At 38.2% G+C, this 22,115-nt stretch carries 18 protein-coding genes and 3 tRNA genes; 17 read left to right on the forward strand and 4 right to left on the reverse strand.

Features of this window, described 5'->3' with window-relative positions; all coding sequences use genetic code 11:
* Nucleotides 1-5 precede the first annotated feature (5 nt).
* From dnaJ to IGK82_RS05675, 6 genes are all read left to right on the forward strand, one after another.
* Complete coding sequence (dnaJ, locus tag IGK82_RS05650) at nucleotides 6-1,175, forward strand: molecular chaperone DnaJ (protein ID WP_002357822.1); 1,170 nt, start codon at nucleotides 6-8, stop codon at nucleotides 1,173-1,175.
* A 238-nt stretch (nucleotides 1,176-1,413) separates the two neighbouring features.
* A complete protein-coding gene (locus tag IGK82_RS05655; protein WP_002361705.1) occupies nucleotides 1,414-2,148 on the forward strand; it encodes a metallophosphoesterase family protein in 735 nt (244 codons plus the stop codon).
* Between the two features lie 97 nt (nucleotides 2,149-2,245).
* Entirely contained in the window at nucleotides 2,246-4,438 is a 2,193-nt protein-coding gene (locus IGK82_RS05660) for a Tex family protein (protein WP_002360465.1), read from the forward strand.
* Nucleotides 4,439-4,464: 26 nt separating this feature from the next.
* Complete coding sequence (locus IGK82_RS05665) at nucleotides 4,465-4,926, forward strand: SprT family protein (RefSeq protein WP_002365561.1); 462 nt, start codon at nucleotides 4,465-4,467, stop codon at nucleotides 4,924-4,926.
* A 68-nt stretch (nucleotides 4,927-4,994) separates the two neighbouring features.
* Nucleotides 4,995-5,078: transfer RNA gene (locus tag IGK82_RS05670), tRNA-Leu, on the forward strand.
* Nucleotides 5,079-5,324: 246 nt separating this feature from the next.
* The gene (locus IGK82_RS05675) at nucleotides 5,325-6,542 is read left to right on the forward strand and encodes a pyridoxal phosphate-dependent aminotransferase (RefSeq protein WP_002357817.1); all 1,218 of its coding nucleotides are present in this window, start codon (nucleotides 5,325-5,327) and stop codon (nucleotides 6,540-6,542) included.
* Between the two features lie 65 nt (nucleotides 6,543-6,607).
* On the opposite strand, the gene IGK82_RS05680 is transcribed toward IGK82_RS05675, so the two are convergent.
* Entirely contained in the window at nucleotides 6,608-6,784 is a 177-nt protein-coding gene (locus IGK82_RS05680; protein ID WP_002357816.1) for a hypothetical protein, read from the reverse strand.
* A 177-nt stretch (nucleotides 6,785-6,961) separates the two neighbouring features.
* Here IGK82_RS05680 and IGK82_RS05685 point away from each other — a divergent pair, with 177 nt between their 5' ends.
* Both IGK82_RS05685 and nagA read left to right on the forward strand, forming a co-directional pair.
* Nucleotides 6,962-7,789, forward strand: coding sequence for a helix-turn-helix domain-containing protein (locus IGK82_RS05685; protein ID WP_002381942.1), 828 nt, complete (start codon nucleotides 6,962-6,964; stop codon nucleotides 7,787-7,789).
* A gap of 100 nt (nucleotides 7,790-7,889) precedes the next feature.
* Complete coding sequence (nagA, locus tag IGK82_RS05690; protein ID WP_002357814.1) at nucleotides 7,890-9,038, forward strand: N-acetylglucosamine-6-phosphate deacetylase; 1,149 nt, start codon at nucleotides 7,890-7,892, stop codon at nucleotides 9,036-9,038.
* A gap of 42 nt (nucleotides 9,039-9,080) precedes the next feature.
* On the opposite strand, the gene IGK82_RS05695 is transcribed toward nagA, so the two are convergent.
* On the reverse strand, nucleotides 9,081-9,467 hold the full coding sequence (locus IGK82_RS05695; RefSeq protein ID WP_002357813.1) for a hypothetical protein: 387 nt from the start codon (nucleotides 9,465-9,467) through the stop codon (nucleotides 9,081-9,083).
* Nucleotides 9,468-9,480: 13 nt separating this feature from the next.
* Nucleotides 9,481-10,140 (reverse strand): DNA/RNA non-specific endonuclease, encoded by a 660-nt coding sequence (locus tag IGK82_RS05700; protein WP_002357812.1) that lies wholly within the window; start codon nucleotides 10,138-10,140, stop codon nucleotides 9,481-9,483.
* Nucleotides 10,141-10,300: 160 nt separating this feature from the next.
* Here IGK82_RS05700 and IGK82_RS05705 point away from each other — a divergent pair, with 160 nt between their 5' ends.
* The 8 genes from IGK82_RS05705 (at nucleotide 10,301) to IGK82_RS05740 (ending at nucleotide 16,823) form a co-directional block, all read left to right on the forward strand.
* Complete coding sequence (locus IGK82_RS05705; protein ID WP_002360463.1) at nucleotides 10,301-11,002, forward strand: ABC transporter ATP-binding protein; 702 nt, start codon at nucleotides 10,301-10,303, stop codon at nucleotides 11,000-11,002.
* A gap of 9 nt (nucleotides 11,003-11,011) precedes the next feature.
* Complete coding sequence (locus tag IGK82_RS05710) at nucleotides 11,012-13,648, forward strand: FtsX-like permease family protein (RefSeq protein WP_430605161.1); 2,637 nt, start codon at nucleotides 11,012-11,014, stop codon at nucleotides 13,646-13,648.
* A gap of 183 nt (nucleotides 13,649-13,831) precedes the next feature.
* Nucleotides 13,832-14,365, forward strand: coding sequence for a hypothetical protein (locus IGK82_RS05715; RefSeq protein WP_002357809.1), 534 nt, complete (start codon nucleotides 13,832-13,834; stop codon nucleotides 14,363-14,365).
* A 16-nt stretch (nucleotides 14,366-14,381) separates the two neighbouring features.
* Complete coding sequence (locus IGK82_RS05720) at nucleotides 14,382-15,851, forward strand: flotillin family protein (RefSeq protein ID WP_002357808.1); 1,470 nt, start codon at nucleotides 14,382-14,384, stop codon at nucleotides 15,849-15,851.
* Between the two features lie 146 nt (nucleotides 15,852-15,997).
* Nucleotides 15,998-16,231 carry a DUF2969 domain-containing protein gene (locus tag IGK82_RS05725; RefSeq protein WP_002357806.1) on the forward strand — a complete coding sequence of 78 codons (234 nt, stop codon included), beginning with the start codon at nucleotides 15,998-16,000 and terminating at the stop codon, nucleotides 16,229-16,231.
* Between the two features lie 96 nt (nucleotides 16,232-16,327).
* Nucleotides 16,328-16,408, forward strand: a tRNA-Tyr gene (locus tag IGK82_RS05730).
* Nucleotides 16,409-16,417: 9 nt separating this feature from the next.
* Nucleotides 16,418-16,489: transfer RNA gene (locus IGK82_RS05735), tRNA-Gln, on the forward strand.
* A 154-nt stretch (nucleotides 16,490-16,643) separates the two neighbouring features.
* Nucleotides 16,644-16,823: a hypothetical protein gene (locus IGK82_RS05740; protein ID WP_002357804.1), complete on the forward strand. Its 180-nt coding sequence runs from the start codon at nucleotides 16,644-16,646 to the stop codon at nucleotides 16,821-16,823.
* 55 nt (nucleotides 16,824-16,878) lie between these two features.
* On the opposite strand, the gene IGK82_RS05745 is transcribed toward IGK82_RS05740, so the two are convergent.
* Complete coding sequence (locus IGK82_RS05745) at nucleotides 16,879-17,490, reverse strand: TetR/AcrR family transcriptional regulator (protein ID WP_002357803.1); 612 nt, start codon at nucleotides 17,488-17,490, stop codon at nucleotides 16,879-16,881.
* Between the two features lie 175 nt (nucleotides 17,491-17,665).
* Here IGK82_RS05745 and IGK82_RS05750 point away from each other — a divergent pair, with 175 nt between their 5' ends.
* Entirely contained in the window at nucleotides 17,666-21,913 is a 4,248-nt protein-coding gene (locus tag IGK82_RS05750) for a 2-hydroxyacyl-CoA dehydratase (RefSeq protein ID WP_010710032.1), read from the forward strand.
* The last annotated feature ends 202 nt before the right edge of the window (nucleotides 21,914-22,115 follow it).

Consider the following 22,115-nt stretch of genomic DNA (forward strand, 5'->3'; position numbering starts at 1 on the left):
AGTCAATGGCGACGAAACGAGATTATTATGAAGTGCTAGGATTAGCAAAAGGTGCTTCAGATGATGAAATTAAAAAAGCATACCGCAAACTTTCCAAAAAGTACCATCCAGATATTAACAAAGAAGCCGATGCGGAAGAAAAATTTAAAGAAGTTTCTGAAGCGTATGAAGTATTAAGTGATCCACAGAAAAAAGCGGCCTATGACCAATATGGCCATGCAGGAACTGATCCTAATTACGGTGGCGGCGCTGGTGGCTTTGGCGGTTTCGGTGGCGGCGGATTTAGCAGTAGTGGTTTTGGTGGATTCGAAGATATTTTCGATTCATTCTTTGGTGGCGGCGGTGGCCGTTCTGTTGATCCAAATGCACCAAGACAAGGCGCCGATTTACAATATACAATTCAATTGAAATTTGAAGAAGCTATTTTCGGTGTCGAAAAAGAGATTAAGTACAATCGAGAAGATACTTGTGCAACCTGTGGCGGTAATGGCGCCAAACCAGGCACACACCCAGAAACTTGTCATAAATGTCATGGCTCTGGAACAATCAATGTTGAACGTCAAACGCCATTAGGTCGTATGATGAGTCGTCAAACTTGTGATGTGTGTCATGGCACAGGGAAAGAAATTAAAGAACCATGTCCAACTTGTCATGGCACAGGTCATGAGAAAAAAGCACATACTGTCAAAGTAAATGTGCCTGCTGGAGTAGAAGACGGTCAACAAATGCGCTTAGCTAACCAAGGAGAAGCGGGTACCAATGGTGGACCATATGGTGATTTATATGTAGTCTTTCGTGTTGAAGATAGTGATATTTTCGATCGAGATGGCGCAGAAATCTACTATGATTTACCAGTAAGTTTCGTCCAAGCGGCTCTAGGGGACGAAGTAACTGTCCCAACTGTTCATGGTGACGTGAAATTAAAAATTCCGGCTGGAACACAAACTGGCACAAACTTCCGCTTAAGAGGCAAAGGTGCGCCACGTTTACGTGGTGGGGGCAATGGTGATCAACACGTGAAAGTGAAATTAATAACACCAAAAAATCTTAATGAAGAACAAAAGGATGCCCTACGAGCTTTTGCAAAAGCTGGCGGACAAAATGTAACTGAACAACAAGAAGAAGGCTTCTTTGATAAAATGAAAGATGCGTTTGGCGGTAAGAAGAAAAAATAAACCAAACGAGTCAGAGACAAAAGCAGTTAGCTCCAAGTGTTCATCACTCTCGAAGGCTAAATTGCAACGAGTAATTGTAGGTGCTGCTTTTGTTCAACTGATTATTTTAAGATTTAGAGAGTGGGACATAAGTCGTTTTGACTTATGTCCTATTTTCGTTTTTTATTTCCAAACATTTTACGAGAATATTTTAAAATTTAGCGTATACTTAATATAAGCAAGTTAGGAGGGCTTATTTATGAAACCATATGTTTATGTAATCAGTGATATTCATGGACAAGCAGATTTGTTTGATGCCTTACTCACAGACTATGACCCAGTCGAGCATCAGCTAGTTTTAATTGGTGATTTAAACGACCGTGGTCCGCATTCTAAAGCCTGTTTTCTCAAAGGAAAAGAACTTGTCGAGCAACACGACGCTGTTTATTTACGAGGCAATCATGAAGAATATTTTTTGCAGTTTCTTCAAAATCCAGAGGACTGGTTTGCAGGATATGTTCGCAATGGTGGCAAGGAAACAATTGAAAGTCTCTTGCATCCAGGAGCTACTGCAGAATACTCACCAACAGAAATGGCCTTAATGATCCGTAGTCGCTATCCAGAGTTAGTTGATTTTTTAACAAAACGACCGCTTTATTTTGAATGGCAGCATTACTTATTTGTGCATGCTGGGGTTGATTTAACGATGGAAGATTGGCGACAAACAGCACCTAAGGATTTTTTGTGGATTCGCGAACCCTTTCATCAAGGGAAAAATAATACAGGCAAGACCATTGTTTTTGGTCATACCATTACTCCGATGTTACATGGTGATATGCAGACCACGGACCTTTGGCAAAGTGATGGAAAAATTGGGATAGATGGTGGTGCTATTTTTGGTGGCTCTGTGCATGGTGTGATTTTTAATGAAAAAGGCATTGTCCAAGATATCGAATATCAAAAACGCACCCCTGCATGGCAACCAGAATTTTGATTCCTTAATCGCACGAATCAGTTACCTCACTTCTATATTTAGAAGCAAAAATATGCTAAAATAGATAAGTATGCATAAGAAAAGAGGTATCTAGTTAATGGCAGAAGCTTATAACGAAGAAGTAGTAGCGCTACTTCAAAAAGAATTGACAACGTATCGTTCAAAACAAATAACAACGGTTTTAACTTTATTAAATGAAGGAAATACAGTTCCTTTTATTGCCCGTTACCGGAAAGAAATGACTGGAAGTTTAGATGAAGTCCAAATCCGTGAAATAGAAGAACGTTATCATTATTTACAAAACTTGAAAAAGCGGAAAGAAGAAGTTCTCCGTTTAATTGAAGAGCAAGGAAAACTAACAAAAGAACTCAAAACAGATATTCAAAAAGCAGTAAAAATGCAACAAGTGGAAGATTTATATCGACCATATAAACAAAAACGTCGGACTAAAGCGACTATCGCGAAAGAAAAAGGGTTGGAACCATTAGCAGATTGGTTGCTCTCTTTACCTGAAAACGCGGATATCTTAGCTAAAGCGGCTACTTTTATTAATGAAGAAAAAGAAGTTGCAACCGCCGAGATAGCCTTGCAAGGTGCTCATGAAATTTTAGCAGAACGTATTAGCGATGAACCAAAATACCGAACATGGTTACGTGATTATATGGTTAAACATGCGCAATACGTTAGCGTAGTTAAGGACGAAGAAAAAGACGAAAAGCGGACCTATGAAATGTATTACGATTTTGCAGAACCAGTTAGCAAAATGGTGCCGCACCGTGTCTTAGCAACGAATCGTGGTGAAAAAGAAGACATTTTAAAGGTTTCCCTTGTCGCTGATGAAACAAAAATTAATGATTATTTCCAACGTCAACTAATCGGCAAACAAGCAACAAGTTTTGCTGCTCCATACATTGAGGCTGCTTATTTAGATAGCTATAAACGATTTATTGGACCAGCGATTGAACGGGAGATCCGCAATGAATTAACAGAAAAAGCTGATGAACAAGCGATTGCAATTTTCGGTGAAAATTTACGTAATTTATTATTACAGTCACCACTTAAAGGAAAAGTTGTTCTAGGATTTGACCCGGCTTATCGGACAGGTTGTAAATTAGCAGTTGTCGATGAAACGGGTAAAGTTTTAGCAATTCAAGTGATTTATCCACATAAACCAGCGACTGCTGCGAAACGTGAAGCCGCTGGTCCAGCCTTTAAAAAGATCATTGAAGACTATCAAGTGGACATGGTAGCTATTGGAAACGGAACGGCAAGTCGTGAATCTGAATTGTTTGTGGCAGAGCAATTAAAAGCGGTGAAACGGGACGTCTTTTACGTGATTGTTAATGAAGCAGGGGCTTCCGTTTACTCTGCGAGTGAAGTGGCTCGTAAAGAGTTTCCTGATTTACAAGTCGAAGAACGAAGTGCGGTCAGCATTGCACGTCGTTTGCAAGATCCGTTGGCAGAATTAGTAAAAATTGATCCCAAAGCAGTCGGGGTCGGTCAATATCAGCATGACGTATCGCAAAAACGTCTTGCCGAGCAATTGGATTTTGTTGTAGAAACTGCGGTAAACCAAGTTGGTGTTGATGTGAATACAGCGAGTGCTCAACTTTTACAACATATTTCTGGCTTAAATAAAACAACGGCGCAAAACTTAGTCACTTATCGTGATGAAAATGGTGTCTTTACAGCACGAAATCAAGTCAAAAAAGTACCTCGTTTAGGACCAAAAGCATTTGAACAAGCAATTGGCTTTTTACGAATTCCTAATGGCAAAAATGTGTTAGATAACACTGGCATTCACCCAGAAAGTTATCCAGTAGCACAAGCAATTTTAGAAAAAGCAGAGATTGCTTCTAAAGAATTAGGGACAGCAGAAGCTATCGAAAAATTGAAACAGTTACCAGTGAATCAATTAGCTACTGAGTTAGAAGTAGGTTCAGAAACACTCACAGATATTATTGCTAGTTTAATCCAACCAGGTCGTGATATGCGCGATGAGATGTCAGCGCCACTTTTACGTAAAGACGTGTTGACGATGGAAGATTTGAAACCAGGAATGGAAATGCAAGGGACTGTTCGAAACGTAATTGACTTTGGCGCGTTTGTCGATATTGGTGTGAAGCAAGATGGCTTAGTCCACATTTCTAAGTTAAGTACTAAATTTGTTAAGCACCCAACGGATGTTGTTGCGGTGGGGGATGTAGTCACAGTTTGGGTAGAAGATGTTGACTTGAAAAAGGGGCGTATTAGTTTAACCATGTTGCCTCGGGCTGATAGAAAAGAGTAACAATGAAAGAGTCTCAACCAGTCTTGATGACAGATCAAGCGCTTCAAACGCTAGTGGAAAAAATTTCAATCGTATTTTTTCAGAAACCTTTTCTGCATCAAGCTACATTTAATCGGCGGTTAAAAACTACGGGCGGTCGCTATCATTTAGCTTCGCATCACCTGGATTTTAATCCAACTGTCTTTTTAAAGTATGGACAAGAGGAACTGGAAAAAGTCATTAAGCATGAGTTATGTCACTATCATTTACATTTAGCTGGCAAAGGCTATCAGCATAAAGATAAGGACTTTAAAGAGTTATTGGCTAAGACTGGCGGTGCCCGTTACGCACCGCCTCTAGTAGAACGGAAAAAAGCAGTTTTCCATCAGTACCAATGTCAGTCTTGTGGAGAAGTCATCCTCAGAAAACGACGAATTGATACGACACGATATGTCTGCGGAAAATGTCATGGGCGTTTGTCCTGGCAAGCGAAAAAAGAACAAATCTAACGATTCTGGTCTTTGTTATCTTGACAAAGACCAGTAATTATTTTAGGATAAATAAGTGCTCTTAAAATGCAGATGTGTTGGAATTGGCAGACAAGCATGATTGAGGGTCATGTGGACAGATGTCCGTGTGGGTTCGAGTCCCATCATCTGCATCAGCTAGTATAACAAGAGGTCGGGACAGAAGTGTTTAACTCCGAGAAATAATAAGGAGTTGCTTCTGTTCCCGCCGTTTATCAGTTTTTGAGCGTGGAGCAAAAATCCAAAGTGATTTTTGTCCCACGCTCTTGTTTATTACGGAAAAACCATCAATTTTTTATTAAATTCTGATATTTATTATTGCTTTTTCATTATAGTTGGCGTAACTTTAGAGTATAAATTTGTGAAGCGAGGGAGTCCGTGTGAGAAATTTTAAAAAATCTGATAAATTAAATAACGTAAGTTACGATGTCCGTGGTCCTGTTTTAGAAGAAGCAGAACGCATGCAAGAAGAGGGCATACGTATTTTGAAATTAAATACAGGGAATCCAGCGCCATTTGGTTTTGATGCCCCAAATGAAATTGTGCGCGACATGATTGTAAATGTTCGCGATTCAGAAGGTTATTCCGATTCAAAAGGTATTTTTTCTGCAAGAAAAGCGATTGAACAATATTGCCAATTAAAAAAATTTCCTAATGTAACGATTAATGATATTTACACTGGTAATGGCGTGAGTGAACTAATTACCATGTGTATGCAAGGCTTGTTAAATAACGGCGATGAAGTACTTGTGCCAATGCCAGACTATCCTTTATGGACTGCATCTGTTTCTTTGGCGGGCGGTACGCCCGTTCATTATATTTGTGATGAGCAAGCAGAATGGTATCCAGACATTGATGATATAAAATCAAAAATAACTTCGAATACAAAAGCAATCGTTATTATAAATCCAAATAATCCGACTGGTGCTTTATATCCGAAAGAGTTATTACTAGAAATTGTCGAAGTGGCACGTCAAAATGATTTAATTATTTACTCCGATGAAATTTATGATCGTTTGGTCATGGACGGTTTGGTTCATGTACCGATTGCTACATTAGCACCTGATTTATTTGTCGTAACATTGAATGGTTTGTCAAAATCACATCGAGTGGCAGGCTTCCGATGCGGTTGGATGGTGTTAAGTGGAGATAAATCACGAGTAAAAGGGTATATCGAAGGGCTAAATATGCTTGCTTCCATGCGGTTATGCTCGAATGTGTTGTCACAACAAATCATTCAAACCGCATTAGGCGGCTATCAAAGTGTCGATGATTTACTTTTACCAGGTGGCAGAATTTACGAACAACGAGAATTTATTTACAATGCGATAAATGATATTCCTGGTTTATCAGCCGTGAAGCCTAAAGCAGCTTTCTATATTTTCCCGAAAATTGATACGGCCAAATTTGACATTTATGATGATGAAAAATTTGTTTTAGATTTCTTACACAAACATCATATTTTATTAGTCCATGGTGGTGGGTTCAACTGGCAACAACCAGATCACTTCCGTATTGTTTATTTACCGAAGATGGAAGACTTAAAAACTACAGCAGATAAAATGCGTGAATTTTTAAGTACCTACAAACAAAAATAAAAGAACTACCAAAAAATAGCCTCTAACGAAGCTATTTTTTGGTAGTTCTTGTTTTATCAACAATACTATTCTGCGGTTTCACATGCTTTTTTACTAATAATCATTCGGTTGGTATATTTTTCTTCCATATCAGGACTAGGATTTGCTACTACGATGAGATAAGAATTTTCATACTCCTTCTCCACAAAGCCTGAATAATTTGTTTTTTCCCAAATGAAGTGAACCTTTTTCTCTTCGGCCATACAATAACACTCCTTTTTAATAAAAATGAACCTATTTATTTTCTAAGAAAACCTTAGATAATGTTCTTGCAGTATATTATGCAATAAAGTACAATAAAAGCATAATGCGAATTCGCATATTTTGACAAAATCCCCATTTTGCAAGGAAAATGGCCGATATAAATAGGAGCTATTGTGATGAATTCTTTAGGTGCAGTTATTAAAGAAATTAGAAAAAATAGAAAATTGACACAGAAAATGTTATCAGAAGACATCTGTTCGCAAAGTGTTTTAAGTCGCATTGAAAACAATGAAGAGTTGCCAAACGTTCTCGTAATGCAACAACTTTGTGATCGTTTAGGTGTGACTGTTGACCAGATTATGCGTTATAAATCTGGTGATGTGCACGTTGTTACGTATTCATTTGAAAAAATGGCTGAATATTTTCGCCATAAAAAATATCAATTATTATTAAATTATTTAAAGGAAAATCGTATTGAAGAACAATTGTATTTAGATACGGACTGGCAAAAATATTATTATTATTTAGGTAGTTGTGAATTGTTTGTTCTAAATGATTATGAAAAAGCTATTGCTAGCTTGCGTAAAGGGTTATCTTTCACCTATAAAGCTGATAAGTTAAATGTTTCTGATTTAGAGATTCAATTAATTAGTTGTCTAGGTGCCACTTATGGTTACATGGGCAATCGAGTAGAAGCAGAACGATTTTTAAGTTTGAGTATTCATTATTTTAATCAATTGCCAAATGAACGCAGTAATGCAGAATTAACGAAAATATTTTTTAATTATGCTGATTTCTTATTTAAAAATTATACAGAAAAAGATGCCGAAATTTATGTGGATCAAGGAATTACTTGGGCCCGCAAAAAAAATAGTTATTATTATTTAAGTGAATTATTAAATCTAAAATATTTAGTTTTAATGAGAAAGAATAAACACGAAGAAGCAGAACGTTATTTAAACTTAGCACAACAAATGAAAAATGTGGAAAGTGGCAATCTTTAAAAAATCCTCAGAATTGCTTAAAAGGTCTACACCATTTCTTGACTTTTGTACTGATTAAGAGTACTTTTGAAGTAAGTAAAATAAAGAAAGAAGGATGAAGATGAAAACATTTATCTTTGCAGACAAGTTCTTTTTAAAAAGCGATGTTAAAGGACCTGGTTATTTAGAAATCACGGATGGTATCTTTGGTAATTATACAAAAGATGAACCGCAAGGGGACGTAAAAATTATTCGTGAGGAAGGCAAATGGATTGCCCCAGGTTTAGTCGATACTCATATTCATGGTTACATGAATCATGACGTAATGGATAACGATGCAGAAGGCATTAAAGTGATGTCTGAAGGCTTATTATCTTGTGGTGTAACTTCATTTTTACCAACAACGTTAACTTCAAGTAAAGAACGTTTAACAGACGTTGCACGTACGATTGGTCAAGTCTACCAAGAAGTACCTGGTGCAAAAATTCAAGGGATTTACTTTGAAGGACCTTTCTTTACTGAAGAACATAAAGGCGCACAAAATCCAAGTTATTTTGGAGATCCAGACCTTGATACATTCCACGAATGGCAAGAAGCTTCAGGCGGAATTATTAAGAAAATTGCGTTGGCACCAGAACGTAATGGTGTGAAAGAATTTGTTGAAACCGTTACAGATGAAGGTGTCGTTGTTGCTTTAGGCCATAGTAATGCGACCTTAGAAGAAGCTGATGTGGCAGTTGAAGCAGGCGCTAGCGTTTTTGTTCATGCATATAATGGGATGCGTGGCTTAAATCACCGTGAACCAGGGATGGTTGGTGCATTGTTAACGTTACAACACGTTTTCTCTGAATTAATTTGTGATGGACACCATGTACATCCGCAAGCGGCTGAAGTATTGATGGAAAAAGCGGGCCATGATCACGTTGCGTTAATTACAGACTGCATGATGGCTGGCGGTATGCCAGATGGCAACTACAATTTAGGTGAATTTCCTGTTGTGGTAGCAGAAGGAACGGCTCGTTTGGATACTGGGAACTTAGCAGGAAGTATTTTAAAACTAAAAGAAGCAATTAAAAATGTAGTTGATTGGGGTATTGCAACACCTGCACAAGCAATTATGATGGCTTCATTAGTTCCTGCGATCAGCTGTAAAATTGATGATCAATGTGGCATGATTGCAAATGGTCGCGATGCTGACTTTATCGTATTAGAACCAACCATGGAATTAGCAGCCACTTATTTAGATGGCGTAGAACGTTATCGAGCATAAGACACAAGAAAAAGCTTGCGGAAATTTATCCGCAAGCTTTTTTTATAATTCTTTTGGTAAAATCGCAGAAGTGATTTCTTTGTTTTCATAGGCAATAAAAAAATCGATTAATTGCTTGTCAAATTGCTCAATATCCTCTTTGTAAAGGGAGCTAGGAATCACAAAGGTTTGCTCTAGGGTGCCTGCTAGATAATCGCCATCTAAACTTTGGGCGACAACTAAAAATTCTTGTTCGCGCCAATGTTCCACATCTGTTTCAGAAATGGTTTCCGGAGAGGCTAAAAATTTACAATTTTCGACAAACTGTTCATCAATTTCTTCACTGAAAGTTAATTCAGCATCCTCTTCTTGAGGTTGAGAGAGGATTGCTTGCAAAAATGTTTGTGGTTTTGCATCGGGTAATGTTTCTTTTAGCTGTTCAAAATCCAATGAAAGTTCCTCCTTATTGTTTGTTTAAAATAGTTACTGAAAAATCAATGGGTGAATTTGTTTTAAGGCTTTTGGCTTCTAAGATGATTTTTTCAGCCAACAAATCGTTTCCGTTATATACAGGTGTCACGCGATAGCGAACGGTTTCGCCGCGATCAAGAGCTGCCCGAATCTGATTTTCATATTTCGTCATATAAGGAGTGTTGACAGGATTCTGATACAAGGTGGTTAAGTTACGTGGATCATCACCACTGCCTCCCATTTGACGGCCGATTAGGTGGCCACGCGAATGATTAGCTTTTCCTGAAATGAAACCAGCTGGTCGAATATCTTTATTAGCGGAAGTTCCTGTATTGACCATTGCGGGTTTTAATAGCGCATCAGCGCCTGTCGCTCGTTTTAGACGATCTAGAGAATGATAAGTAATCCAGCCGTTTGAGTTATCCTTTAATTCCTCTGCTGAAAATGTGGCTTTACCATTTTCAATGGGTCCAGGATTATCTCCTTTTGGTGCTGGTGTGCTTGAGGGGGTGGTTGTTTGTGGTTGAACATTAAATAAATCTTGTAAAGCATCAGGAACTTTAACGCCAACCGCGCCTAAAATTAAAATGATTAATGCGCCAATCAGCATGATGGTTGAATTAAATGGTGGTTTCTTCTTTCTGTTTGCCATAACGTGCTCCTCTAATTTTATACTTGCAATAGTCCAAATTTAAGTGGACCATCTTTTCTATTATACGTAAATTTGCTAAAAAATCAAAAAAGGCTTTTCTTTGAAAGACTTGTTTTCTCAGATATGTTACTATTTTAATGTAGAAGGGAAGGGATAGTGGATGGCCTATATTGAAGTCAAAAATGAATACAAGCGTTACCAAATGGGAGAGACAACTATTACTGCGAATGACGGCATTTCTTTTGAAGTGGAAAAAGGAGAAGTAGCGGTTATTTTAGGCCCCAGCGGTGCTGGAAAATCAACTGTTTTAAATATTCTTGGTGGAATGGACAGCTGTGATGAAGGGGAAATTATTATTGATGGCACAGATATCGCTCAGTTTTCAGAGAAACAATTAACCACTTATCGACGAAATGATGTCGGGTTTGTTTTCCAATTTTACAATTTAGTCCCAAATTTAACGGCAAAAGAAAATGTCGAATTGGCTTCGCAAATCGTTGCGGATGCGTTGGATTCGACCACTGTTTTACAATCGGTGGGTTTAGGGGAACGTTTAGATAATTTTCCAGCGCAACTTTCTGGTGGTGAACAACAACGAGTAACCATCGCCCGTGCGATTGCTAAAAAGCCCAAGTTACTTTTATGTGATGAACCGACAGGAGCACTGGATTATGAAACAGGGAAACAAATTTTAACTATTTTGCAAAATACTGCTCGTGAAACTGGAACGACCGTCTTAATTATTACCCACAATTCAGCCATTGCAGAAATGGCCGATCGGGTAATTCGAATTAATGATGCGAAAGTTCGCGAAATGACTGTGAATGATCAGCCTAAATTGGTTGCTGAAATTGAATGGTAGGTGCCTAAAATGAAGAAAACAGCGCTAATTAAAACAAGCTTACGTGAAATTAGACAATCTACTACACGATTTTTATCGATTATGGGGATTATTTTCCTTGGTGTAATGGTTTTTGTTGGTTTGAAAGCTACTGGACCAGATATGATTAAAACCGCGAATAATTATTACCAGAAAGAGCAGCTTCCAGATGCGCGAATAATTTCTACAATGGGACTGGAAAAGAAAGATTTAACAACATTACAGTCTTTAAAAGATGTCGAAACAGTTGTGCCGCGGTATACAATAGATGCCACGATTGGGCCGCAAAATAATGCAGTAAAATTGTTTGGCTATCGAAAAAATCAAGCAGGATCGGTTAACTATCAAGTAGTTGACGGTCGGTTACCTAAACAAACAAATGAAATTGCATTAGATACATTAGCGAAAACTAGATATGACTATAAAATGGGTGATAAAATCACTTTAAACGATGTAGCGATTAAAGAAAAAGGACTGACGCAAACTCATTTTACTGTTGTTGGATTTATCAATTCAGCAGAATATATTGATAATACATCCAGGGGAACCACAACGGTCGGTTCTGGAACGTTAAACTTTTTTGGCGTGGTTTCGGAAAAAGCCTTTGACAGTCAACGATATCCAGAATTGCTAATCTCATTTCGTTCATTAAAACATCAAAATACGTATTTCTCTGATTATGAAAAGAAAAGAGAGCAGGCCTTAAATCAGGTAAAAGAGGCACTGAAAAATCGGCCAGAAGAACAGATTGCGGCTCTGCGTGATTCGGCTCAGCCGGACATTAACCAAGGTCGGCAAGCGCTGGAAACGGGAAAACAAGCGCTTGCGCAGTTGGAGCAACAACCAGGAATTCCAGCTGAGATGCTTGAAAAGCAAAAAGACGAATTGGCTAAACAAGAACAACTGTTGGCTGAAAAAGAAACAGAGCTAGCCAATTTGAAAGCCCCAACGTATTATTATTTTACTAGGGAAGACAATCCAGGATTTCCTGAATATCAAGATAACGCTGATCGGATTTCTTCTTTAGCCACGCTGTTCCCGTTGTTCTTTTTCCTAATTGCGGCATTAGTCAGCTTAACTACCATGACACGTATGGTTGAAGAAAAAAGAATGGAAATTGGTAGTTTGAAAGCTTTAGGTTATCGTAATCGTGAAATTGCTTCGATTTTTATTACCTATGCAACGGTTGCCAGCTTAACAGGTGCATTATTAGGATTGGCAGTTGGCTATTATCTATTCCCTAAAATAATTTTTGATGCCTACGGTCAAATGTACAATATTCCTGATTTAGTTACACCGTGGTACTTAAATTACAGTTTATGGGGCATCATTGTAGCCTTAGCTTGTACTGTGGGAGCGGCCTTAGTGACATTAAGAATCGATTTATTAAGTACCCCAGCTACCTTGCTAAGACCCAAAGCGCCGAAAGCAGGCCAACGGATTTTATTAGAACGAATCCGCCCTTTATGGCAACGCATGAGCTTTATTCAAAAAGTGACCGCTAGAAATCTGTTCCGCTATAAACGACGGATGCTGATGACTGTTATCGGAATAGCTGGTTGTATGGGGCTGTTAATTGTTGGTTTTGGTTTACGCGATTCAATTGTGGATGTCGCTACAATTCAATTTAATAAAATCTGGCATTACCAAGCAGTCGTGACTTTTAAAGAGCAAACAACAGCTGAAGAGACAAAAGAGTATCAAGAAACGTTGCGCAAACTGGATGGTTTGAATAAAACAATTCCGTTATATTCAGAAATCTTTAAAACGAAGGGCAAAGGCGCACCAACTCAAAATATTACTCTTTATGTGCCACAAGATCCTTCGAAAATGGCTGAGTTTCAATTATTTAATGATCGAGTCACTGGAGAAAAATATTCCCTCAACGATGATGGTGTAATCATTAATGAAAAATTAGCTAAATTATTTGGCTATAAAGTCGGAGATCAATTAAATTTAGAAAATAGTGATAATCAAACCTATCACGTGAAAATTGCCGCGATTGCAGAGAACTACACGGGTCATTTTGTCTATATGACGCCGAAACTCTACCAGACGATGACGAAACAGAAGCCGGAGTATAATACAGAATTCCTACTTTTTGACAAAAAGTTATCCTCAAAACAAGAAACCTCAATCGGAGAGGCGTTGACAAAACAGCCGAAAGTGTTGAACATTACGTTTTTAACTGCGATGAAAGGTTCGTTTGATGATATGCTGAAAAGCCTTGATATTGTCATTTGGGTACTAATTGCTGTTTCTGGTTCTTTAGCGTTAATTGTGTTATATAATTTAACCAACATTAATGTTTCTGAACGGATTCGAGAACTTTCCACGATTAAGGTTTTAGGGTTTTACGATCGTGAAGTCACCACCTATGTTTACCGTGAAAACATTATTTTAACGTTCATTGGTATTATTGTTGGCTGCTTCTTTGGGAAAATTTTGCATCAGTATATTTTAGCAACCGTTGAAGTTGATTTAATTATGTTTTCGCCAATTATTCATTGGCCAAGTTATCTATATTCCGCAGTCATCACCATGTGTTTCACGTTGTTTGTGATGGTCATTATGCATCGGAAATTGAAGAAAATCAATATGATTGAAGCGTTAAAATCAAATGAATAGCACATTTTAAAAAACGAGGAGTCCGTAGAAGTTCGATAATTCTAGGGCTGCTCGTTTATTGTTGCTTCTTTTATTAAGAAAAAATAGGTCTTAAGATGTATCTTTTGAGATTTATTTGGAAATTGCTACTCTTTTTATTTAAAAATTGGTACACTATTACTAGGTTATAGCACAGAAAGGAGTGTGGGAAAAGTGTTAGAAGGTCTACCATTGGAAACGGTTTATTTTTATGCATTAGTGGGGAGCGCGGTCCTCGCTTTTTTACTAATTATTTTTGGGGATGTTTTTAATTTTGATGGACCGGTGGACCCAATGCTGATTATTCCATGGATTGCTTTTACCTCGCTGTTTGGGTACCTTGGGGAAGAATTAACAGCGGTGAATAGTTGGCTTATTTTAATTGTCAGTGGTATTCTTTCAACCATTATTGTTTTCTTCCTAAATTTTTATGTGTTGGTCCCTTTGAAAAATTCGGAGGCCACAATTTCTATTTCGGAAAAAGACATGGAGGGTCGTGTTGCTACTGTGATTACCCCAATTCCTGTCCGGGGAATGGGCGAGATTCAATTGAAGAGTGTCACAGGTTCGTTAAGTCGACCAGCAGCATTTTATGTGCCACAAGAAGTGGCTGCGCCAAGAGGTAGTGAGGTATTGATTATTGAATTGAAAGAACGGGTTTGTTATGTCATTCCTTACGAAGGCAGTCTAAAAATATAGAGTAGGAGAGAAGAAAATGGGGATTTTGTTACCGATTATTATTGCAGTTTTAGTATTATTAATGTTATTAATTGTGTTTGTTTCTAAATATCAGACAGCCAAACCTGATGAAGCGTTAATTATCAGCGGGAGCTATCTAGGGTCTAAAAATGTTCATGTAGACGAAGGTGGCAACAAAATTAAAATCGTCCGTGGCGGTGGTGCGTTTGTCTTACCAGTGTTCCAACGTTCAAATCGAATTAGTTTGCTTTCAAGTAAATTAGATGTTTCTACACCAGAAGTGTACACAGAACAAGGGGTTCCTGTGATGTGTGATGGGACATCAATTATTAAAATTGGTTCGTCAGTTGAAGAAATTGCGACAGCAGCGGAACAATTTTTAGGAAAAACAACGGAAGAATTAGAAAATGAAGCACGTGAAGTATTAGAAGGACATTTACGTTCGATTTTAGGTTCAATGACAGTGGAAGAAATTTACCAAAATCGTGATAAATTTAGCCAAAGTGTACAAGAAGTTGCCAGTGTTGACTTAGCTAAAATGGGCTTAGTTATTGTGTCGTTCACAATTAAAGAAGTTCGTGATAAAAATGGATACTTGGATTCATTAGGGAAACCAAGAATCGCTCAAGTTAAACGTGATGCAGATATTGCTGAAGCAGAAGCCTTGAAAGAAACTCGCATCAAAAAAGCGGAAGCAGAAAAAGAATCACAACAAGCGGAATTGCAACGTCAAACAGAAATTGCAGAAGCTTCAAAAGAAAAAGAATTGAAATTAGCGTTATACAAACAAGAACAAGATATTGCCAAAGCCAAAGCAGACCAAGCCTATAACTTGGAAAGCGCGCGTGCACAACAACACGTAGTGGAACAAGAAATGGAAGTCAAAGTCGTTGAACGTCAAAAACAAATTGAGTTAGAAGAAAAAGAAATTACGCGTCGTGAAAAACAATACGACTCAGAAGTGAAGAAAAAAGCCGATGCAGATCGTTACGCACGCGAACAAGAAGCTCTTGCTCAAAAAGCACGCGAAGTAGCAGAAGCTGAAGCAGAACGCTTCAAAGTTGAAGCATTAGCCGAAGCGGAAGCCAATAAAACGCGTTTAACAGGTCAAGCGCAAGCCGAAGCTATTTTAGCTCGTGGTGCAGCGGAAGCCGAAGCCAAACAAAAGATTGCTGATGCCTTCAAAGAATATGGTGAAGCAGCTGTGTTAAGTATGGTGATGGAAATGTTGCCACAATTAATGAAAGAAGCAGCACAACCACTGGGCAACATCGACAAGATTTCAGTGGTAGATACAGGCGCAGGTGGCGAAAATTCTGGCGCCAACCGTATTACCAATTATGCAACAAATTTGTTGGCTGGTACACAAGAAACACTAAAAGAAACAACGGGCCTCGACGTGAAAGAGCTAATTGAAAACTTTTCTAAAAAAGGTACCTCAAATAGCGTGAACTATCATGCAACAGAAGGTTCAGAAAAAGAATAGAAATCAGTCTTTGAGGAGTAGCGAATCGCATTTCGTTACTCCTTAATGCTGCATTGAAACGATAAACGAGCAATCTGACAGAGAAATAGCGAGTGCTTGTTTTGTTTCAAAGATTCTGATAACATAGAGTTCTTGGAGGGATAGAGATGTCAAAAAAGAATAAAGATATTGAAGTACGTGTCGAAGAAGAAAAAGCCCAATACAATGGAGCAAATGTTTTAATGAACAAATTATTTATTGGTAAAAAAGAAATCGGTCGTGTCATTCCGCAAAATGATAAAAAATTCATCATTGAAATTGATGGCAAGCAAGAAGGTACAGCAAAAAATCTGGACGAAGCCTTTGAAACAATTATTCGTCAATGGAATTTAAGTGAATAAAAAATAAATAACAATTTTTTAAAAAAAAGGGTTGCTTTTTTCTGGAAAAGATTGTATTATAACTAAGTCAGGTCGTTACAGCGACAATGACTTTTTGGAGGAATAGCGAAGTGGCTAAACGCGACGGACTGTAAATCCGTTCCTTAGGGTTCAGTGGTTCGAATCCACTTTCCTCCATTTTCTTTTTGGGGTATAGCCAAGCGGTAAGGCAACGGACTTTGACTCCGTCATGCGTTGGTTCGAATCCAGCTACCCCAGTTTTCAGAACATTTCTGGTAGAGAGATGTTCTTTTTTTGTATAATTATATAACAAAAATGAGGTAAGATTTTCCTCATGTACAGGCTAGAAAAGTTTTCATTTATATAAGAATATGCTAAAGTATTAAGAAAGAATAGTCTGGAGTTGATAAGAATGAACTTTAAAGAAAAAATTACAGAAATGGTTGAAAATGTTTACGATTTAGCACGCGATGGTAAGTATGATGTCAAAGTTGACTTAATTCCTCGTAAAAAAGGCAACATCAAAAGTGGTGTTAAAGTCACTTCTTCAAGAAATACAGCCCACAATATCAAATGGCGTTCAAAAAACTAATTCGTCTTTAACAGAAACACCGGAGCAGACAAAATTATTGTCTACTCCGGTGTTTTTATTTTTCTAATTCGATGCCTAAGACAGTTAAATGCCCATTACCAACTAATTTGATAACTAATTGGGCTAAGTGGTTGGGTGTCATATCCGTTTCGCTAGTAATCCACCAATGAAGGGTACCGATGAAGATAGAGGTCATATATTCAATAACAAAATCTATCGGTACATCAATATCATTTTCGGTAATACGCAACTGCGAAAAAATCGTCGCATATTTTTCTTCGATAATTTCAGCTAAGCGTTTTCGAAAGTGTTCGTTGAAATTATTGTCCATGATAGTTAAGAAGAAAGATTTGTTCTCTTGAATATTAATATAGAGTTGCGTCAGAAGTTCTTCAATGTGCTTCACGCGGACACGGTTGCCATTAACCAGTTGTTGCGAATCAAGAATAGCGGTAAAAGCACTAAGCGTAAAGGTGAAGATTGCATCATATAAATGCTGTTTGTCTTTAAAATGAGCATAAAAAGTCGCACGATTAATCATAGCTTCATCAGCAATATCCTGAATCGTCACCGCTTCGTAGCCTTTCGTTTCTACAAGTTTAAAAAAAGCTTCAATAATCATTTTTCTGGTTCGTTGTACTCTAAGGTCTGTTTTCTTTGCCATCATAAATTCCTTTCGAGATAGTCAACATTCGCGGAAACTTTGTTGTTTATCTCACAAAATAGGGTAAATTGCTTGTTGCAAATCATTTAGAACCTTTCTAAAATAGGTATATCTATTATAACAAACAGTTTGTATAATAATCAACAAACTGTTGAAAAATGAAGGGGTATTTTAATTGATGGTTATGAGAGCAGGGATTGATGTTGGGTCAACGACAGTAAAATTAGTATTTTTAAATAAGCAAAATCAGCCTATTTTTACAAAATATGAACGCCATTTTTCAGATGTCAAAGCAGCAACGGAACGCATTTTAAAAGAAGGGCTAGCAAGGATCGGTGCAGACCAACCTGTGACAATGAGCATAACTGGCTCTGGTGGTATGGGGCTGGCTGAGGTATTAGGGATTCCCTTTGTTCAAGAGGTTATCGCGTGTACACGAACTGTTGAAACAATAATACCAGAAACGGATGTTGCTATTGAACTTGGCGGAGAAGATGCAAAAATCACTTTTTTTGATGGTGCTTTAGAGCAACGAATGAATGGTAGTTGTGCAGGTGGGACAGGCGCCTTCATCGATCAAATGGCTGTTTTACTTAAAACGGATGCCAATGGAGTAAATGAATTGGCGAAGAATTATCAAACTATTTATCCGATTGCTTCCCGCTGTGGGGTTTTTGCCAAAACGGATGTTCAACCTTTAATCAATGAAGGAGCAGCGAAAGAAGATATTGCGGCGAGTATTTTTCAAGCGGTAGTTAATCAAACAATCGCCGGGTTAGCTGCTGGTCGCAAAATTAAAGGTAAAGTAGCGTTTTTAGGGGGACCTTTATTTTTCATGTCAGAATTGAGAAAACGGTTTGTTGAAACCTTAGCAATTCAGCCAGAAGATGTTATTTTTCCAGAACAACCGCAACTGTTTGTAGCAATGGGAGCAGCACTTTATTCAGAAGATGCAGCCGAATGTACATTGGAAGAATTAATTCAGCGCTTAGTGAACAGCCAGGCTACTGATTTACAGCCGAGCGACACGTTACCACCGTTATTTAACAGCGCAGAAGATTTGGCAGATTTTCGAGAAAGACACGCGCAAGCTCAAGCAACGGAGAAACCTTTATCTCAACATACTGGCGTGACCTTTTTAGGGATTGATGCAGGCTCTACAACGACAAAAGTCACATTGATTGATGAAGATGGTCATTTGTTGTTTTCTTTTTATGGTAATAACCAAGGGCAACCTTTAGAAACCACCATGACAGTACTGAAATCACTTTATCAACAACTGCCTGAAGAAGTTTTTATCGGAAAAGCGGCTGTTACAGGATATGGAGAACAGCTAATAAAAAATGCGTTAAAAGTCGATATTGGTGAAGTTGAAACGATGGCCCATTACAAAGCAGCCAACCATTTTCAGCCAGGTGTGGATTTTATTTTGGATATCGGAGGACAAGATATGAAAGCGATGACCATTAAAAATGGCGTGCTTTCCTCGATACAATTAAATGAAGCTTGTTCTTCTGGGTGCGGTTCCTTTATCGAAACCTTTGCGCAATCTTTAAAATATAATGTGAAGGATTTTGCTTTGGCGGCTTTAGAATCGCAAGCGCCTGTTGATTTAGGTTCTCGGTGTACTGTTTTTATGAACTCAAAAGTGAAACAAGTTCAAAAAGAAGGGGCCTCTGTCGGCGATATTTCTGCTGGACTATCTTATTCAGTCATCAAAAATGCCATTTATAAAGTCATTAAGGTTCGCCGACCTGAAGAGTTGGGAGAAAAGATTGTCTGCCAGGGAGGAACATTTTACAATGAAGCGGTCTTGAGAGCTTTTGAAAAAATTAGCGGTCGTGAAGTGGTTCGTCCTTCTATTGCTGGTTTGATGGGGGCTTATGGGGCAGCGCTGATTGCTTTGGACGCTTATGAAATTGGGGAAGAAACCACGCTTCTTTCTTTAGGAGAGTTAGCGGCATTTACCTCTGAAAAGGAATTTACTCATTGCGGCTTGTGTGAAAACAATTGTCAATTAACGGTCACAGTGTTTTCAGATGGGCGCCAATTTATTACGGGAAATCGCTGTGAACGTGGTGCACGAATTAAAATTAAACGAGAAGAACGCAAAGTAAATTTGGTTGATTATAAGTACCGCAAGTTATTTAAGTACCGACCTTTGCGGGAAAATAAAGCGTTTCGTGGGCGCTTGGGTATCCCTAGAGTCCTAAACATGTATGAAAATTATCCTTTGTGGCATACATTTTTTACTGACTTGGGCTTTCGGGTCGAATTATCGCCACGTTCTAATAAGCAAATCTATGAACAAGGCCTTGAAACGATTCCCAGTGATACGGTTTGTTACCCAGCGAAAATGGCGCATGGACATATTCAAGCATTAATTGATGCGCAAGTGCCAATTATCTTTTATCCTGGTGTCGTTTTTGAACAGCAAGAAACAGTGGAAGCGGATAATCATTTTAATTGTCCAATTGTGCAAAGCTACCCAGATGTCATTCGAAATAATGTGGATGCCATCAGAGAGGGCCAAGTAGATTATCGAAATCCCTATCTTAATTTAGCGAATGAAGCAGCAGTTGCCAAAGTTTTAGCTGAAAATTTTGCTGATTTAGGGATTTCCTTAGAAGAAATTCAAACAGCGCTGCATCATGGTTATCAAGAATTAGCAGCTTTTAAAAAAGAAATTCAAGAAAAAGGCGAAGAAACGTTAGCCATGTTAACTGAAAAAGGCCAGAGAGGGATTGTCTTATCGGGGCGACCGTATCACTTGGATCCAGAGATTAATCACGGCATTGCCGAAGTCATTACACAGGAAGGATTCCATGTCTTGACAGAAGACAGTATCTCGCATCTTGGAGACGTGCAGAATTTACGTGTGGTGAATCAATGGGTCTATCATTCTCGCTTATATGCGGCGGCTAAAGTAGTGGCTAAGACGAAAAATTTAGAACTTGTCCAACTGAATTCCTTTGGTTGCGGCTTAGATGCTGTGACAACCGATCAAGTAGAAGAAATCATGGATCGGTCTGGCAAAATTTATACAGTCCTCAAAATCGATGAAGGCGCGAATTTGGGCGCAATTCGTATTCGGTTGCGCTCCTTGAAGGCGGCTGTCAATGAGCGGGAGAAGCAACAGTTTGTTCCGCATATGCAAATGGAAGAGCCAGAGAAAATTGTGTTTACAAAACAAATGAAAAAAACACATACCTTACTGTTACCAATGCTTAGCCCGATTCATCAATCTGGATTAGTCGATGTAGCATTACAAGCTTCTGGCTATCATGTCGTCTGTTTGCCTGCGCAAGACAAAGAAGCTGTGAATGTCGGGTTAAAATATGTCAATAATGATGCGTGTTACCCAGCAATTATTTCCATCGGACAACTAGTTGAAGCTTTGGAAAGTGGTCAATATGATTTGGATAATGTCAGTGTCTTAATGACGCAAACAGGGGGCGGTTGTCGCGCAACGAATTACATTCCCTTATTACGAAAAGCCTTAAATGATGCTGGTTTTTCTCAAGTTCCTGTAGTTTCAGTTTCGATGGGCAATAAAGGAGTCGAATCCAATCCAGGATTTAAATTTACGTTGCCAATGATCAAGCGCTTAGTAGTTGCCTTTTTATATGGTGACTTATTCGAACGAGTAGTTTATCGAACAAGACCTTATGAAACAGAAAAAGGAATGGTGGATCAACTGCACCAAGATTGGCTAAAAAGAGTGGAAGCCAATGTCCGGAATGGTTCGCTGACACAATTTAATCACTTCATGAAAAAAATTATTCGGACGTTTGATGAAATTCCTTTACAAGAGATAAAAAAACCAAAAGTCGGTGTGGTCGGGGAAATTTTAGTGAAATATTCGCCGACAGCGAATAATGATATTGTGCGTTTGCTAGAAGAAGAAGGTGCTGAAGCAGTTGTGCCAGATATTGTTGGCTTTATGAACTATTCTTTGTACAATCAAATTTGGAAATACGAAAATATGGGCATGTCAAAACAAAGCAAACGTTTAGCAGAATTTGCGATAAAAATCATTGAATTGGTAGAAAAACCAATGGATAAGGCATTGAGAAAATCTGTCCGTTTTGATGGTATTCATTCCATTTATGATATGGTAGCAGATGCAAGTAAAATTTTATCAATTGGCAATCATACGGGTGAAGGTTGGTTTTTAACAGCTGAAATGATTGAGCTCTTAAAACACGAGGTGAATAACATCGTTTGTATGCAGCCGTTTGGATGTTTACCAAACCATATTGTTGGAAAAGGGGTCGTGAAAGAGCTACGACGTCAATATCCGCAAGCAAACATTGCGGCGGTGGATTATGATCCAGGGGTATCCTTGGTCAATCAGTTGAACCGAATCCGTTTGATGATGGCCACAGCGAACAAGTTGTTGAAAGAAGAAAATGTAAAAAGATAATAACTAATAGCAATTCGTTTAAAAACATTTGGCTTGATCACTTTTTACTGACTAAGCCAAATGTTTTTGTTATAAAAAGAAAGCATACAACTAGACCAACTTTGATAAAAATTCCAATTCCTCTTTTATTTATCATTTTTTGGTTGTTTACACGGTCTATACCAGTTATAATAGAAGAGGAGATGAACGAAGAGGAGGAAGC

The organism is Enterococcus sp. AZ197 (assembly GCF_050556405.1).
In the GTDB taxonomy this organism is placed as follows: Bacteria; Bacillota; Bacilli; order Lactobacillales; family Enterococcaceae; genus Enterococcus; species Enterococcus faecalis.

Coding starts and splice junctions, on each gene's coding strand:
- IGK82_RS05710 (WP_430605161.1), top strand. CDS start 11,012: ATGAAGAAAACAGCGCTAATTAAAACAAGCTTACGTGAAATTAGACAA.
- IGK82_RS05740 (WP_002357804.1), top strand. CDS start 16,644: ATGAACTTTAAAGAAAAAATTACAGAAATGGTTGAAAATGTTTACGAT.
- IGK82_RS05655 (WP_002361705.1), top strand. CDS start 1,414: ATGAAACCATATGTTTATGTAATCAGTGATATTCATGGACAAGCAGAT.
- IGK82_RS05750 (WP_010710032.1), top strand. CDS start 17,666: ATGGTTATGAGAGCAGGGATTGATGTTGGGTCAACGACAGTAAAATTA.
- IGK82_RS05685 (WP_002381942.1), top strand. CDS start 6,962: ATGAATTCTTTAGGTGCAGTTATTAAAGAAATTAGAAAAAATAGAAAA.
- IGK82_RS05725 (WP_002357806.1), top strand. CDS start 15,998: ATGTCAAAAAAGAATAAAGATATTGAAGTACGTGTCGAAGAAGAAAAA.
- dnaJ (WP_002357822.1), top strand. CDS start 6: ATGGCGACGAAACGAGATTATTATGAAGTGCTAGGATTAGCAAAAGGT.
- IGK82_RS05665 (WP_002365561.1), top strand. CDS start 4,465: ATGACAGATCAAGCGCTTCAAACGCTAGTGGAAAAAATTTCAATCGTA.
- IGK82_RS05745 (WP_002357803.1), bottom strand. CDS start 17,490: ATGATGGCAAAGAAAACAGACCTTAGAGTACAACGAACCAGAAAAATG.
- IGK82_RS05720 (WP_002357808.1), top strand. CDS start 14,382: ATGGGGATTTTGTTACCGATTATTATTGCAGTTTTAGTATTATTAATG.
- IGK82_RS05680 (WP_002357816.1), bottom strand. CDS start 6,784: ATGGCCGAAGAGAAAAAGGTTCACTTCATTTGGGAAAAAACAAATTAT.
- IGK82_RS05660 (WP_002360465.1), top strand. CDS start 2,246: ATGGCAGAAGCTTATAACGAAGAAGTAGTAGCGCTACTTCAAAAAGAA.
- IGK82_RS05700 (WP_002357812.1), bottom strand. CDS start 10,140: ATGGCAAACAGAAAGAAGAAACCACCATTTAATTCAACCATCATGCTG.
- IGK82_RS05705 (WP_002360463.1), top strand. CDS start 10,301: ATGGCCTATATTGAAGTCAAAAATGAATACAAGCGTTACCAAATGGGA.
- nagA (WP_002357814.1), top strand. CDS start 7,890: ATGAAAACATTTATCTTTGCAGACAAGTTCTTTTTAAAAAGCGATGTT.